13 protein-coding genes are annotated in these 15,391 nt (G+C 69.2%); 7 read left to right on the plus strand and 6 right to left on the minus strand.

The window, feature by feature from the left end:
* Positions 1-81 precede the first annotated feature (81 nt).
* Positions 82-771 (plus strand): c-type cytochrome, encoded by a 690-nt coding sequence (locus ACX40P_RS03375; protein WP_459124866.1) that lies wholly within the window; start codon positions 82-84, stop codon positions 769-771.
* 708 nt (positions 772-1,479) lie between these two features.
* On the opposite strand, the gene ACX40P_RS03380 is transcribed toward ACX40P_RS03375, so the two are convergent.
* Genes ACX40P_RS03380 through ACX40P_RS03395 form a run of 4 tightly spaced genes read right to left on the minus strand, consistent with a single transcriptional unit; the run spans position 1,480 to position 3,848 of the window.
* A complete protein-coding gene (locus ACX40P_RS03380) occupies positions 1,480-2,355 on the minus strand; it encodes an LOG family protein (protein WP_459124867.1) in 876 nt (291 codons plus the stop codon).
* A 24-nt stretch (positions 2,356-2,379) separates the two neighbouring features.
* On the minus strand, positions 2,380-3,045 hold the full coding sequence (locus ACX40P_RS03385) for an extensin family protein (protein ID WP_459124868.1): 666 nt from the start codon (positions 3,043-3,045) through the stop codon (positions 2,380-2,382).
* Between the two features lie 60 nt (positions 3,046-3,105).
* Complete coding sequence (locus ACX40P_RS03390) at positions 3,106-3,327, minus strand: helix-turn-helix domain-containing protein (protein WP_459124869.1); 222 nt, start codon at positions 3,325-3,327, stop codon at positions 3,106-3,108.
* The gene (locus ACX40P_RS03395) at positions 3,327-3,848 is read right to left on the minus strand and encodes a DUF2975 domain-containing protein (protein WP_459124870.1); all 522 of its coding nucleotides are present in this window, start codon (positions 3,846-3,848) and stop codon (positions 3,327-3,329) included. Before ACX40P_RS03395 ends, ACX40P_RS03390 begins: the two co-directional genes overlap by 1 nt.
* 200 nt (positions 3,849-4,048) lie before the next feature.
* Here ACX40P_RS03395 and ACX40P_RS03400 point away from each other — a divergent pair, with 200 nt between their 5' ends.
* The 6 genes from ACX40P_RS03400 to uxaC all read left to right on the plus strand — a co-directional run bounded on the left by ACX40P_RS03400 (position 4,049) and on the right by uxaC (position 13,005).
* Entirely contained in the window at positions 4,049-5,182 is a 1,134-nt protein-coding gene (locus ACX40P_RS03400) for a phosphoserine transaminase (RefSeq protein ID WP_459124871.1), read from the plus strand.
* A gap of 121 nt (positions 5,183-5,303) precedes the next feature.
* Positions 5,304-6,881 (plus strand): phosphoglycerate dehydrogenase, encoded by a 1,578-nt coding sequence (serA, locus tag ACX40P_RS03405; protein ID WP_459124872.1) that lies wholly within the window; start codon positions 5,304-5,306, stop codon positions 6,879-6,881.
* A 141-nt stretch (positions 6,882-7,022) separates the two neighbouring features.
* A complete protein-coding gene (locus ACX40P_RS03410; protein WP_459124873.1) occupies positions 7,023-8,105 on the plus strand; it encodes an ATP phosphoribosyltransferase regulatory subunit in 1,083 nt (360 codons plus the stop codon).
* Between the two features lie 60 nt (positions 8,106-8,165).
* On the plus strand, positions 8,166-10,655 hold the full coding sequence (locus ACX40P_RS03415) for a circularly permuted type 2 ATP-grasp protein (RefSeq protein WP_459124874.1): 2,490 nt from the start codon (positions 8,166-8,168) through the stop codon (positions 10,653-10,655).
* Positions 10,655-11,536 carry a transglutaminase family protein gene (locus tag ACX40P_RS03420; protein ID WP_459124875.1) on the plus strand — a complete coding sequence of 294 codons (882 nt, stop codon included), beginning with the start codon at positions 10,655-10,657 and terminating at the stop codon, positions 11,534-11,536. Before ACX40P_RS03415 ends, ACX40P_RS03420 begins: the two co-directional genes overlap by 1 nt.
* Positions 11,537-11,592: 56 nt before the next feature.
* Positions 11,593-13,005, plus strand: coding sequence for a glucuronate isomerase (gene uxaC / locus ACX40P_RS03425; RefSeq protein ID WP_459124876.1), 1,413 nt, complete (start codon positions 11,593-11,595; stop codon positions 13,003-13,005).
* Between the two features lie 80 nt (positions 13,006-13,085).
* Here uxaC and ACX40P_RS03430 read toward each other — a convergent pair whose 3' ends face one another.
* Positions 13,086-14,594: an ABC transporter permease/substrate-binding protein gene (locus ACX40P_RS03430; RefSeq protein ID WP_459124877.1), complete on the minus strand. Its 1,509-nt coding sequence runs from the start codon at positions 14,592-14,594 to the stop codon at positions 13,086-13,088.
* On the minus strand, positions 14,591-15,349 hold the full coding sequence (locus tag ACX40P_RS03435; protein WP_459124878.1) for an ATP-binding cassette domain-containing protein: 759 nt from the start codon (positions 15,347-15,349) through the stop codon (positions 14,591-14,593). Before ACX40P_RS03435 ends, ACX40P_RS03430 begins: the two co-directional genes overlap by 4 nt.
* Positions 15,350-15,391 lie beyond the last annotated feature (42 nt).

Below are 15,391 nucleotides of genomic sequence, written 5' to 3' on the forward strand. Positions count from 1 at the left end.
GCGGTTAAGCGGCGGCTTGCGATGGCGCAAGCTGCACCCTAAAGGGTCACGACTTTCCACATCTTTTTCAAACGGCGGGCAATGGACAATCGGGGCAACACGATCGCAGGCTGGGTGCTGGCGGGATGCGTCGCGGCGCTGGGACTGTCGATCGCCAGCAGCATGGCTTTCAAGGCCGAGCGGCCGGAGAAGATGGGCTATCCGATCGAGGGCGTCGAGGAAGGCGCCGGTGGCGCCGCTGCCGAGGCACCGATCGCGGTGCGTTTGGCAACCGCCGACGTCGCCAAGGGTCAGGCCAGCTTCGCCAAGTGCGCGGCTTGCCACACCATCGCACAGGGCGGGCCGAACGGCATCGGCCCAAACCTGTACGCCACGATGGGCGAGGCGATCGCGCAGGGCAAGGGCGGCTTCGCCTTTTCCGCGGCGCTGAAGGCCAAGGGTGGCACCTGGACGTTCGACACGATGGATGCGTGGCTGAAGAGCCCGCGGAAGTACGCCGACGGCACCAAGATGACCTTCGCCGGTCTTGGTAACGCCGAAGAGCGTGCCAACGTCATCGCCTATCTGAACAGCGAAGGCTCGAACCTGCCGCTGCCGGCCGCACCCGCGGCGGGCGAAGCGGCACCAGGGGCTGGCGAGGGCTCGAACGCGGCGGCGGCGGTAGCGGCCAACGCCACCACGGGCGCGACCGCCAACGTCCAGGACGCCGCGACGATCGCACCGGGGGCGCCGAGCGTCGATCCGGCAGCGAAGGCGCGGGCCCCGAAGTAAGGCGCGGGCGCCCTGCGATTGCGATAGCAAGCGCAGGAGACGCCACGGCGGGCAGCGGTGTGAGCGAAGCTCGCTCCTTCTGACGGCGTGGCGGAAGGTCTGTTGTCCCGCTCACGCGCCACGCTGTCCTACCAACGATAACCATGCCAGACGGACCGCGAGATAGCGGGAGTCTGCACACAATGCATGGAACGATCCGACCCATCGCGGCGGCGCTTGTGCTGCTTGCCGCGCCCCTGGCGGCAGGCGCCGCAACCCGCCGGGCGTCGAGGCCTTCGTTCGGGATCAGCGGCTGACCCGCTACAGCGTCGCGTTGTCGGACCTGAACGGCGACGGTCGACCGGAGGCGCTGGTCTATGCGATGGCATCGGTCGACGGTAACGGCACCGCCAATCTTTGCGGCAGTGGCGGGTGCAACCTGCACGTGCTCGCGCTGACCGCAAAAGGCTATCGCCCGATCGGCCGTATCTTGATCACCCGCCTTCCTATCCGCGTGCTTGTCAGCCGGACGCGCGGTTGGCGCGATCTCGCTGTTCGGGTTGCCGGCGGTGGAATTACCCGTAGCTACGAATCACGGCTACGCTTCGACGGGCGGGCTACCCGTCTAATCCGACCGTGCCGCCCGCCGGCCGGTCGAATGGCGCGGTTGGGCGGACCCTTATCGGGACGATGCCGCCGGAGCGGTGAGGGGACCGACAGCCCCCATCCTCACAACGTCGCGTCATGCTCCGCATAATGCGCCTTCACGACGTCCCAGCCCTCCTGCGCGGTTTCGCAATAGGTGAAGAGCGACAGATCCTTCTCCGAGATCACGCCTTCCTCGACCAGCGCGGGGAAGTTGACGACCCGCTCCCAGAATTTGCGGCCGTAAAGCAGAATGGGGATCGGCTTGATCTTGCCGGTCTGGATCAGGGTCAGCAGCTCGAACAGCTCGTCGAACGTCCCGAAACCGCCGGGGAAGGCGGCGAGCGCGCGGGCGTGGAGCAGGAAGTGCATCTTGCGCAGCGCGAAATAGTGGAACTGCATGCTGAGCGACGGCGTGACGTAAGGGTTCGGCGCCTGCTCGTGCGGCAGGACGATGTTGAGCGCGATCGATTCGGCGCCGACGTCCAGCGCGCCACGGTTCGCCGCCTCCATGATCGAGGGGCCACCGCCCGATGTGACGACGAAGTGGCGCATGCCGGCTTCGTCCAGCGGGAAGTTGCTGACCTTCTGCGCCAGTTCGCGCGCGACGTCGTAATAACGCGACTTCTCGACCAGATTCTCGGCGATCACCCGCGCGGGGCCATCGGCGGGTGCGGCGTCGAGCAGCGCCTTCGCCTTCTCAGGCTCGGGAATGCGCGCGGAGCCGTAGAAGACGAAGGTCGACGCGATCTTCGCCTCCGCCAGAATCAGGTCGGGCTTCAGCAGCTCGAGCTGGAAACGCACCGGACGCAGGTCCTCGCGCAGCAGGAAATCCATGTCCTGGAACGCTAGGCGGTACGCGGGGTGGGTGGTCTGGGGGGTGGAGACGCCGTGCGCGGCGGTCTCGGCATCCTGCTTGGCGCGCGGGAAGACGCGGGCCGGTACTTTCGTATCTGTCATTTGCGCCGGATTACGCGCGATTCGTCAGCGGCACAATCCGCCGCGCCCGAGGTCGAGATGCAGGTGGTTGTAGTGCGCCGCGTTGTAATCGGGCGACAACACGGTGCCGAAGCGTTTGCAGGCGGAGCGGCGCACGGTCTGGAGGAAGTCCTGCACCGCCGGGTCGGGGTTGCGCCAGTCGCGTTCGATCGTGATGCGGCGCCCGTCGGCCAGCACGAAGGCGGAGACGTCGACGGCATTCGCAGTGCCATGTTCGGACAGGCGGTTGGTGCTCCGCGTACCGACGACGTTGCGACAGGCGTAGGTGCCCATGCTCTCAACCTTCACCACCGGGCTGCCGAGGATCTCGCGCCCGGCCGGCACCGCGCCGTTGCGGACCCATGCGACGAAGGTGCGTGCGAGTGGACACGCCATCGCGCGCAGGTTCGTGGTCGGCACGCCGTAATCGATCAGCTGCACCGTCCCCATCAGGATGCAGCCGCCGCCGAAGTCGCGATCGGGCAGCGGGGAGTAGCGCACGTCCGCCCCCGACAGGTCGGCGAAGCACTGGCGCGTGGCTGGCGCGGGCGGCTGGTTGAGCACGATCGGCGGTGAATTGCGCGGGCGCGCCGGCGCCTCGCTACGTTCGGGTACGCTGCCGCAGGCGGCGAGCAGCGCGAGTATGGGCAAAAGGAAGACGAAACGGGCCACCGGCGCGATACTTGCGCCAGGTGGCCCGTCCTTGTCATCCGGCTTCGTCGCAGTTGCGGCTCAGTCCGGCTCCGCTTCGCCCGGGACATGCTCCAGCAGGTCGCCCGGCTGGCAGTCGAGCGCGGCGCACAGCGCGTCGAGCGTGGAGAAGCGCACGGCCCGCGCCTTGCCGGTCTTGAGGATCGAGAGGTTGGCGAGCGTCATGTCGACGGTGCCGGCGAGCTCGGTCAGCGACATGCGCTTGTCGAACAGGATGCGGTCGAGGTTGACCCGGATCGCCATCAGATCGTCCCCTCATTCTCTTCGCGCAGGCGCACGCCCTCGCGGAACACCTCGGCCAGCACGAGCACGACCAGCGCGCCGAGCAGCAGGCCGAAGTCGGCATCGCCGCCGATGACGTAGCGATTGTCCGAGATACCGACGATGAGTCCCACCACGAGTTGGAAGACGAACAAGGCGCCCATCGTCTTTGCTACATAGCGCAGGCGGCCGACATTCTCCGGGATGAAGGGCGTACCGTATTCCACTGTCCGCATCATCGCCCGCAGCTTGCCCATCAGCAGGATGGCGGCGATCAGGAAGGCATTGGCGAACAGGATCAGCGTGCCGGCAAGGATCGGATGATCGGCGGTCACCGGCACGCCAGCGACGGTCAGCTTGCTGTCAGCGGGCACCGATCCCGGTGCGAACCAGGCGAAGAGCATGGCCGGGATCAGCACCACCAGCGCGACGATGCATAGGATGCGCAGGATCTGGAAAATGCGCGAGAGCGCACGGGCGAGGCGGATAGGTCGGCTCGTCATTCTTTGTCGCCTTTCGGTAATCACTTCCCGATAATCAATACGAAGATATCGATAATCGGTCAATAGAATTATTGAAAAGCAATATTCTTTGGCGTTGGAATGTCCGTGCCGCTCGCTTGACACCGGCTTTCGCGCCGCTAGGGCCGTCGACGGGCCACGCGGTCCCAACGCCGCGCGTGCTCTCTGCAAGGAGAGACTACATGACTGATCTATCCGCGCTTCCGGCGCACAAGCCTGCACGTCCCTATTTTTCCAGCGGACCGTGCGCCAAGCCTCCGGGCTGGACCCCTGCATCCCTCGCCACCGAATCGCTCGGCCGGTCGCACCGGTCGAAGATCGGCAAGACGCGCCTGCAGCTGTGCATCGACCTGATGCGCGAATTGCTCAAGCTGCCCGACACGCACCGCATCGGCATCGTGCCCGGATCGGACACGGGCGCGTTCGAAATGGCGATGTGGACGATGCTGGGCGCGCGTCCCGTCACGACTTTGGCGTGGGAAAGCTTCGGTGAGGGTTGGGTCACCGACGCGGTCAAGCAGCTGAAGCTCGAACCCCACGTCATTCGTGCCGACTATGGCCTGCTGCCCGATCTAGGCGCGGTCGACTGGTCGAGCGACGTGCTGTTCACCTGGAACGGCACCACAAGCGGCGTGCGCGTCCCCGATGCGAACTGGATCCCGGCGGACCGCGAGGGGCTGAGCTTCGCCGACGCGACCTCGGCCGTCTTCGCCTACGACATCGACTGGGCGAAGATCGATGTCGCGACCTTCAGCTGGCAGAAGGTTCTGGGCGGCGAGGGCGGGCACGGCGTGCTTATCCTCGGCCCCCGCGCGGTCGAACGGCTGGAAAGCTACACCCCCGCCTGGCCGCTGCCGAAGGTCTTCCGCCTCGTCTCCAAGGGCAAGCTGACCGAGGGCGTGTTCAAGGGCGAGACGATCAACACGCCGTCGATGCTGGCGGTCGAGGACTGTATCGCCGCGCTCGAATGGGCGAAGACGGTGGGCGGTGCCGACGGCCTGATCGCACGGTCGAACGCCAACGCCGCCGCGCTCGACAAGATCGTCGCCGATCGCGACTGGCTCGGCCATCTCGCCGAGGATGAGGCGACGCGGTCGAAGACCAGCGTGTGCCTGACCGTCGCGGGGGCGGATGAGGCGTTCATCAAGGCGATGGCCGGCGCGCTCGAAAAGGCGGGTGCCGCCTATGACGTCGCCGGATACCGCGACGCCCCGCCGGGCCTCCGCATCTGGTGCGGGGCGACCGTCGACGTCGCCGACATCGAGGCGCTCGGGCCATGGCTCGACTGGGCCTACGCGACGGCGAAGGCCGGCTGATCTCCCACCGTTCGCCCTGAGCTTGTCGAAGGGCTGCACTTCTCCTCAACCGTCGAAAGAAAGGGCAAGGCTTCGACAAGCTCAGCCCGAACGGTGAGAGGATATCTTCAAGGATTATCCCATGCCAAAAGTCCTCATCAGCGACAAAATGGATCCCAAGGCCGCCGAGATCTTCCGCCAGCGCGGGGTCGAGGTGGACGAGATCACCGGCAAGACGCCCGAAGAGGTGATCGCGATCATCGGCGACTATGACGGCCTCGCCATCCGCAGCTCGACCCGGGTGACGAAGGCGATCCTCGACGCCGCGACCAACCTGAAGGTGGTCGGCCGCGCCGGCATCGGCGTCGACAACGTCGATATCCCCGCCGCGTCGGCGAAGGGCGTCGTCGTCATGAACACGCCGTTCGGCAACAGCATCACCACCGCCGAACACGCCATCGCGCTGATGTTCGCGCTTGCACGCCAGCTGCCCGAGGCCGATGCCTCGACCCAGGCGGGCAAGTGGGAGAAGAACCGCTTCATGGGCGTCGAGCTGACGTCGAAGACGCTGGGCCTGATCGGCGCGGGCAACATCGGCTCGATCGTCGCCGACCGGGCGCTGGGCCTGCGCATGAAGGTGATCGCGTTCGATCCGTTCCTGTCGCCCGACCGCGCGGTGGAGCTGGGCGTCGAGAAGGTCGAGCTGGAGGAGCTGCTGGCGCGCGCCGACTTCATCACGCTGCACACGCCGCTGACCGACCAGACCCGCAACATCCTGTCGGCGGAGAACCTGGCGAAGACGAAGAAGGGCGTGCGCATCATCAACTGCGCACGTGGCGGCCTGATCGACGAGGCGGCGCTGAAGGCGGGCCTCGATTCGGGCCACATCGGCGGTGCGGCGCTCGACGTGTTCGTCGAGGAACCGGCGAAGGCATCGCCGCTGTTCGGCACGCCCAATTTCGTCTCGACCCCCCATCTGGGCGCCTCGACCAGCGAGGCGCAGGTCAACGTCGCCATCCAGGTCGCCGAGCAGATGGCCGACTTCCTCGTCTCGGGCGGTGTCACCAACGCGCTCAACATGCCGAGCCTGTCGGCCGAGGAAGCCCCGCGCCTCAAGCCCTACATGATGCTGGCCGAGGAACTGGGCAGCCTGATCGGCCAGCTGTCGACCGGTTCCACCCCGCGCATCTCGATCCATACCGAGGGTGCGGCGACAGAGCTCAACCAGAAGCCGATCGTGTCGGCGGTACTGGCCGGGTTCCTGCGTACGCAGACCGCGACGGTGAACATGGTCAACGCGCCGTTCCTCGCCAAGGAGCGCGGGATCGAGGTGCGGGAGGTGAAGACCGAGCGCGAGGGCGATTACCACACGCTGGTGCGCGTATCGGTGAAGACCGATGGCGGCGAGCGGTCGGTCGCCGGCACGCTGTTCGGCAACCGCTTCCCGCGGCTGGTCGAGCTGTTCGGGATCAAGGTCGAAGCCGATCTGGCCGGTCACATGCTCTACGTCGTCAATGACGACGCCCCCGGCTTCATCGGCCGCATCGGCACGACGTTGGGCGAGGCGGGCGTCAACATCGGCACCTTCCACCTCGGCCGGCGAGAGGCGGGCGGCGAGGCGGTGCTGCTGCTGAGCGTCGACGAGGCGGTGACGCAGGACCTGCTGGCGAAGGTGCAGGCGCTGCCGGGCGTGCGGACGGCGAGGGCGTTGTCGTTCTGATCGAACGGGCGGAAGGAATACTTTCGCCCGTTTGAACACCACCGTTCGGGCTGAGCTTGTCGAAGCCCTGCCCTTCTTCTAGCCGACGGTGCAAAGGAAGGGCAGGGCTTCGACAGGCTCAGCCCGAACGGGATTATTAGAATGTCAGGCCTCCTCCCCGAAGGATTCCACGATCGCCTGCCGCCGTTTGCCGATGCGGCGGCGCGGTTGGAGCGGGGCGTGCTCGATACCGCGCGGCTCTATGGCTATGAGCAGGTCGATCCGCCGCTCGCCGAGTTCGAGGACGAGCTGTCGCGGCGGCTGAAGGCGGGCGGCGCGCATGATGCCGTGCGGTTCGTCGATCCAGTGTCGCAGCGGACGCTGGCGATCCGGCCGGACATCACCGCGCAGGTCGGGCGGATCGCGGCGACGCGGATGGGGCATCATCCGCGCCCCGTGCGCCTCTCCTACGCCGGGCCGGTGCTGAAGCTGCGCGCGTCGGACCTGCGCCCGGCGCGGGCGATGCGGCAAATTGGCGTCGAACTGATCGGCCTCGACAGCATCGCCGCGGCGCGTGAGGTTGTCAGCGTCGCGGTGGAGGCGTTGCAGGCGGCGGGCGTGACCGGCATCTCGGTCGACTTCACCCTGCCCGACCTCGTCGCGACGCTGGGCGGAGACGATGCGCTGGCCGCCGCGCTGGATGCGAAAGATGCCGGCGCGGTCGCCGCGCTCGATCCGTCCTACCTCCCGCTGATCGCCGCGGCGGGGCCGTTCGAGGGCGCGGTGGCGAAGCTGCGCGGCCATGCTGCGCTGGCCAGCCGGCTCGACGGGCTGGAGGCGATCGCCGCCGCGCTGCCCGCCGGCATCGGGCTGACGCTCGACCCGACCGAGCGGCACGGATTCGAATATCAGAGCTGGCTCGGTTTCTCCATCTTCGCGGGCGGCGTGCTGGGCGAGATCGGGCGCGGCGGTACGTACCGCGTGATGCACGATCCGATCGGTGCTGTGGATTCGCATGAGGAGGCGGCTGTCGGGGTGTCGCTGTACGTCGATCCGATCCTCGAATCGGCGGGTCGCGCGGTCGAGCGGCGACGGTTGTTTCTCCCCTATGGCACCGATGCGGCCGAGGGTGCGCGGCTGCGTGGGCAGGGCTGGGTGACGGTCGCGGCGCTGGAGGCGACCGACACGCCCGCCGCGCAGCTGTGTACCCATGTCCTGCTGAAAGGCGAGGTCAACGAGGCTTGAACGGGTTGCGCGTCCGGTGCTTCTGTGGTCGGACGGGCGCGAGCAGGCGTTAGGGGCGACGTGGCGAGCATAGCGCAGGCAAGCGGAAGTCCGGACGCGGCCACCCTCGCGGAGCAATGGTTCCGCGACTATTGCGGCGAGCGGCCGCACGCCGACGTGATGTGCACCGCGCAAGGCTCCGCGCGCGATGCATGGCAGGTCGTGCTGGAGGAGCTCGCGGCGGTCGGCAGCGAGGGACTGGGCGAGACCCGCGACCGGGCGCAGCGTCACGCCAGCGACATCGGCACCGGCTACCGCGTGGCGGGCGAGGGGGCGGAGCGGCCGTGGCCGTTGTCGCCCGTGCCGCTGATGATCGGCGCGGACGAATGGGCCAAGATCGCCGCCGGCGTCGCGCAGCGTGCCGCCCTGCTGGAGACGGTGGTCGCCGACATCTACGGCCCCGGCCGGCTGGTCGCGAACGGCTACCTCCCCGCCGCACTGGTCACCGGCAGCGCGCAGTTCCTGCGGCCGATGGTCGGGCTGGCGCCGCCGGGGGGCTATCACCTGCATTTCTACGCCGCCGACCTGTGCCGCGGGCCGGGCGGCGAATGGCGCGTGCTGGCGGACGGCGTGCGCGCTCCGGTCGGCGCGGGCTATGCGCTGGAGAACCGGCTGTCGATCGCGCGGACGTTGGGAGGCCTGCAGTCGCGGCTGAATATCGAGCGGCACGCGCCGTTCTTCGCCGCATTCCGCGACGGTCTGGCGGCGGTGTGTCGGCGGGCGGAGCCGCGCATCGGGTTGCTGACGCCGGGGCGGTGGAACGCCAGCTATGCCGAACAGGCGCATCTGGCACGCTATCTCGGCTTCCTGCTGGTCGAGGGCGCCGACCTGACCGCGCTGGAGGACAAGCTCTACGTCCGGACGATCGCCGGGCTGAAGCGGATCGATGCGCTGTGGCGGCGGGTCGATCCGCGCTTCCTCGATCCCCTGGCGTTCGACGCCACCTCGCGGATCGGGGTGCCGGGACTGATCGACACGATGGCGGCGGACAATGTCGTGCTGTCGTCGTCGCCGGGTGCCGGCGTGGTCGAGAGCGCGGCGATGCAGGCGTTCCTGCCGCAGCTCGCGACGCGGCTGACCGGTGATTCGCTGAAGCTGCCCAACGTCGCGACCTGGTGGTGCGGCGGGCGGCGGCAGCATGATTACGTCCGCGACAATCTCGACCGCATGGTCATCGCCCCGGCGTTCGACGATGCGCCGATCGGCCTGCCGGACGGTGTGCCGGTGCTGGGCGGATCGCTGAGCCGGGAGCAGACCGAGCGGCTGGTCGTCGATATGGCGCGCCGTCCGCAGGATTATGTGGGGCAGGAGATCGTGCGCCTGTCGACGATGCCGGTCGTTGCCGACGACATGCTGGCGCCGCGCCCCTTCACGGTGCGCGTGTTCGCGGCGCGCGATCCATCGGGTGCGTGGACGGTGCTGCCCGGCGGCTTCGCCCGGATCGGTGAGAGTGCGGACGTGCGCGCGGCGGTGATGGGGGCGGGCATGTGGTCCGCCGACGTGTGCGTCCACGGCGCGGATCCAGTCGCGGCGGTATCGCTGCTGCCGCCCGGCGACAGCGTCCACCTGCGCCGCAATCCGGGGACGCTTCCCAGCCGCGTCGCGGACAATCTGTTCTGGCTGGGCCGCTATCTGGAGCGCGGCGAGGCGATGTTGGGCGCGGTGCGCGTGCTGCTCGGCCATTCGATCGGCGCGGACACCGGTTCGGCGCTGCCGCCCGAGACGCTGTGGCGGCTGATCGGCCTGCTCGTCGCCGGCGGCGCCGCGCCCGCGCCGGCATCGACACGTCGTGCCGACCTGATCGCCTTCGCCCGCACTGCGCTGGAGGGGGAGGACGGGCAGAGCGTGCGCGTACTCAACGACCGCGCGCGCGACATCGGCGCGGTGTCGCGCGACCGGCTGTCGGCGGACATGATAAAGTTGCTCGACGCGCCTTTCCCGAAAAGCGGCCATCTGCTGGACCGCGCCGGCTCGCTCCAGCGCCGCTATGCCGCGCTCGCCGGCCTGTCGGCCGAACATATGGGCCGCACCGATGGCTGGCGTTTTCACGACCTCGGTCGCCGGGTCGAGCGGGCGATCGCGGTGGCCGCCGCCCTGCGCGCGCTGGGCAACGAGAACGCCAGTGCCGACGATCTGTCCGCGCTGCTCGACCTCGCCAACAGCCAGATCAGCTATCGCCAGCGCTATCTGACCGGCATCGCGCGCGTGCCCGTGATCGACCTCGTCGCGCTCGACCCCGGCAACCCGCGCAGCTTCGCCTATCAGGTCGCGGCGATCGGCGAACATCTGGCCGCGCTGCCCGTATTGGACAGCGACGGCATCGCCGAGGACCAGCAGGCGCAGGCGACCGCGCTCGCCGCCGTCGTCGCCACGACCCGCGCGGTGGAGATCGACGACGACGTGCTGCGCGATGTCGAAGCGCGGCTGGGCGCGGTGTCGAACGCGGTCGCCCGCCGCTACTTCCTGCAAGGCGCCGAGCCGTTGCGGGCGGCCGGGATGACGCTCGCCTGATGCGCTACAACATCCGCCATATCACGACGTTCGACTATGCCAGTCCGGTGCGCTTCGCGCGCTGCAACCTGCGGCTGAAGCCGATCATCTGGTCCGGTCAGACGCTCGACGACTATACGCTGACCGTCGAGCCCGGCGGGCATACCTGGCCGGCGCGCGCGCAGGCGGGGCTGGCGAACGTCACGCGGCTGGTGCTCGACCGGCCGGCGAAGAAGCTCGTCATCACCAGCAGCGCGCGGGTGACGGTCGATCGCGCCATCCCGATGCCCGCCGCCGACGATCCGACGCTGGGCGAGATCGCCGCCGCCGCGCGGATCAGCCGCGACATGGGGCCGGCCAGCCCCGCATCCTATCTCTTCCCCTCGCCGCGCATCGCGCTCGACGGCGGCATCGCCGACTGGTGCGCGCAGGAGCTGGACCCGCAGCGCGGATGCCTCGACGCCGCCATCGGTCTGGCGCAGCGCATCCAGCGCGACTTCGAATTCGATCCCAAGGCGACGCTGGTCGACACCCCCCCGAACGAGGCATTCGCGGCGCGGCGCGGGGTGTGCCAGGATTTCGCGCAGATCATGATCGCCGGCCTGCGCGCCGCCGGCCTGCCCGCCGCCTATGCCTCGGGCTATCTCCGCACGTTGCCCCCGCCGGGCCAGCCGCGCCTCGTTGGGGCGGACGCGACTCACGCCTGGGTGCTGCTGTGGTGCGGGGAGACGCTGGGCTGGGTCGGGGTCGATCCGACCAACGGCATCTGGATGGCGCGCGATCATATCGTGATGGCGATCGGCCGCGACTATGCCGACATCGCGCCGATCGACGGCGTCGTGCTGGGGCCGGGATCGCAGGCGATGAGCGTGTCGGTGGACGTCGAGCCGCTGGGCGACTGATTGCGTCGGAGGGGCGGGGGCGGTAACCGATGTCATTCCTGTCGAAAGGCTGACCCTTGCGCCCGTTGACCCTGCAACCCGACCGCCTGTTCCCCGCCGATCCGACGACGCGCGACATCGCCCGCGGCCTCTATGCCGGCGTGGCGTCGCTGCCGATCGTCAGCCCGCACGGCCATGTCGACCCGTCGTGGTTCGCCACCGACGCCAACTGGTCGAACGCGACCGAGCTGCTGCTGTCGCCCGACCACTATCTCTATCGCATGCTGCATTCGCAGGGCGTGTCGCTCGATGCGCTGTGCGTGCCGTCGAAGGCGGGCATGCCCGCGACCGATCCGCGCGCGGCGTGGCGGACTTTCGCCGAACATTACCACCTGTTCCGTGGGACGCCGTCGCGCATGTGGCTGGACCATGTCTTCGCCGAAGTGTTCGGGTTCGAGGTCGCGCTGGAGGCGGCGAGCGCCGATCGCTATTTCGACACGATCAACGAGAAGCTGGCTACCGACGCCTATCGCCCGCGCGCGCTGTTCGACCGGTTCGGCATCGATTTCCTGGCGACGACCGAGGGCGCGCAGGACAGCCTCGATCACCACCACGCCATCCGTGCGTCGGGCTGGCAGGGTCGGGTCGTGACGACCTATCGCCCCGACGGCGTGATCGATGTCGAGCATGAGCAGTTCCGCCCCGCGATGGCGCGCTTCGCCGAGCTGACCGGCGAGGATGTGTGGAGCTGGTCGGGCTATATCGAGGCGCATCGCAAGCGCCGCGCCGATTTCCGCGCGGCCGGCGCCACCGCGACCGACCACGGCCACCCGACCGCCCGCACCGCCAATCTGTCGGCGGCGGAGGCCGAGGCGCTGTTCCGCAAGGTCACCGGCGACGACTGGACGCCGGCCGATGCCGAGCTGTTCCGCGCGCAGATGCTGACCGAGATGGCGGCGCTGAGCGTCGAGGACGGCATGGTGATGCAGATCCACCCCGGCAGCTTCCGCAACCACAATGGCGGCCTGTTCGCCAGCCACGGCCGCGACAAGGGCGCCGACATCCCGACCCGCACCGATTATGTCGCGGCGCTGAAACCCCTGCTCGACCGGTTCGGCACCTCGACCGAATTGTCGGTGATTCTCTTCACGCTCGACGAATCGACCTATGCGCGCGAACTCGCGCCGCTGGCGGGGCATTATCCGTGCCTGAAGCTGGGGCCGGCGTGGTGGTTTCACGATTCGCCGGAGGGCATGCGCCGCTTCCGCGAGAACACGACCGAGACGGCGGGATTCTACAACACGGTCGGGTTCAACGACGACACGCGCGCATTCCTGTCGATTCCCGCGCGCCACGACGTTGCGCGGCGCATCGACTGCGGCTTCCTCGCCCGCCTCGTCGCCGAGCATCGCATAGAGGACTGGGAAGCGGCGGAGCTGGCGCAGGAACTGACCAGCGGGCTGGTGCGCCGGGCGTACCGGATCGACTAGGCTTCTCCGTTCGTGCTGAGCGAAGTCGAAGCACTTGGCTTGGTGCTTCGACTTCGCTCAGCACGAACGGATTGGGTAGGTCATCGCCCGATCACCCCCGCCAGCCAGCGCGCCGCCTCTTCGGGCGTCTGTTTCGCATCGGGCCGGTCCACCCGGTAGTTCGCCTGCCGCATCGCCGCCACCGGGATGGCATTCACCAGCGGCGTGATCGCCGCGACGAACCGCGCGTCGTCCGCCCGCCCTGGCGCGACCAGCAGGATCGCGTCATAGCGCGGGATCGCTCCCTTCGGATCGGGCAGCGTCACAAGGCCGTCCGCGGCGATCCGCCCGTCCGAGGAGAAGGCGGAGATCACGTCCGACGCCCCACTGCCGAGCGAATCATACATGAAGCTCGGCGCATAGGATCGCGTCGCGGCGAAGCGGAACGGATAGGCGCGCCGCACCGCCGCCCATTCGGGCCGTTCGAGGAATTCCAGATCGGCGCCCAGCGTCAATTGCGGCGACCGCGCGGCCAGCGCCGTCAGGTCGGTGATGCCCGCCCGCGCGGCCGCCTCACGCTTCATCGCGAAGGCATAGGCGTTCTCGAACCCCAGCGGCCCGACCAGCCGCACGCCGCCGCCGGCACCGCGCGTCCATGCGGCGATGGCGGGCAGCATCCGGGCGGGCGGGGGCGTGTCGGTGCGCTTCATCTCCGCCGTCCAGATCGTGCCGGCATAGTCGACATAGACGTCGATCGCCCCGGTGCGCAGCGCGCCATAGGCGACCGCCGAGCCGAGCCCTTCGCGATAGGCGACGTCATAGCCCGCCGCTTCCAGCCGCCGCCCGATCAGCCGGGCGAGGATGAACTGCTCGGAGAAATTCTTGGCACCGACCGTCACCGTCTCGCGCCCGCCGGCGGCGCGGGGCACGAGCGCGACCGTCAGCGCCACCGCCAGTATCGCGAGGCTGCCGCCCCACAGCCAGCGCCGCCCGCTCGCCAGCCCGCGCTCCGCCAGCGCCAGCAGCGCATCGACAGCCAGCGCCAGCCCCGCCGAGGCGATGCACCCGGCCAGCACCAGCGGCCACGCCTGCGTCTGCAACCCCGCGAAGATCAGGTCGCCCAGGCTCGGCTGCCCCACCGTCGTCGCCAGCGTCGCCGCGCCGATCGTCCACACCGCCGCCGTGCGGATGCCCGCCATCAGCATCGGCAGGACCAGCGGTGCCTCGACCAGCCACAGCTTTTGCGAGCCCGTCATGCCGACGCCGTCCGCCGCCTCGACGATCGCCGGATCCAGCCCGGCGAGGCCGGTCACCCCGTTCCGGAGGATCGGCAGCAACGCATAGAGCGACAGCGCCAGCAGCGCGGGCAGGAAGCCGAGCGGCGGCAGGCCGAGCCAGAACAGGATCGGGAAGAACAGCGCGAGCAGCGCCAGCGCCGGGATCGTCTGGACGAGGCTGGCGAACCCCAATGCGATGCGCGCCACCGCCGCATTGCGATGTGCGGCGACGATCAGTGGCAGCGCGATCGCGAGGCCGAGCAGCAACGCGGCGAAGGACAGCGCCAGATGCTGCGCCAGCAGGTCCGGCACGCGCGCCCAGGCGGCGCTCACCGCGTCATGTCCGAAAGCGCGCGCATCTGGTCGCGCGGCACCGCCACCAGCGCCTGCGCGACCTCGCCGCCCGCACCGTTCAGCAGCGCGGCCGGCGTCTCGTCTGCGACGATCCGCCCGGCCTGCATCACCAGCACGCGATCGGCGAGCAGCAGCGCCTCGGCCATGTCGTGCGTCACCATCACGCTGGTCAGCGCGAGGTCGTCGTGCAGTGCACGCACCCGCCGGCCGAGCGTGTCGCGGGTGACGGGGTCGAGCGCGCCGAACGGCTCGTCCATCAGCAGCAATTTCGCGCCAGCCGCCAATGCGCGCGCGACGCCGACCCGCTGGCGCTGCCCGCCCGACAGCGCGTCGGGGCGGCGCGCGGCGAGTTCGCGCGGCAGGTCGACGAGGTCGAGCAAATCGCCCACGCGCGCATCGTCGCGCGTGCCGGCCAGCCGCAGCGGCACGGCGATATTCTCGCCCACCGTCATATGCGGGAACAGGCCGATGCCCTGGAAAACATAGCCGATACGCCGTCGCAGCCGGTGGGGCGGCTCGTCGGCCACGTCCGCGCCGTCGATCGTCACGCGACCGGCGGTGGGCGCGACCAGCCGGTTGATCGTCTTGAGCAGCGTCGACTTGCCCGATCCCGACTGACCGACCAGCGCGACGAAGCTGCCCGGTGCGATCGTCAGCGTGACACCGGCGACCGCCGCCGCGCCGCCGGCATAGGTCACGCCGACATCGTGCAGGGCGAGAGCGGGGCTTTCCATCGCGCCGACTGTGGGCGAGGGTGCGGCCGACGTCAAAAGGAG

Source organism: Sphingomonas sp. RS2018 (genome assembly GCF_054489605.1).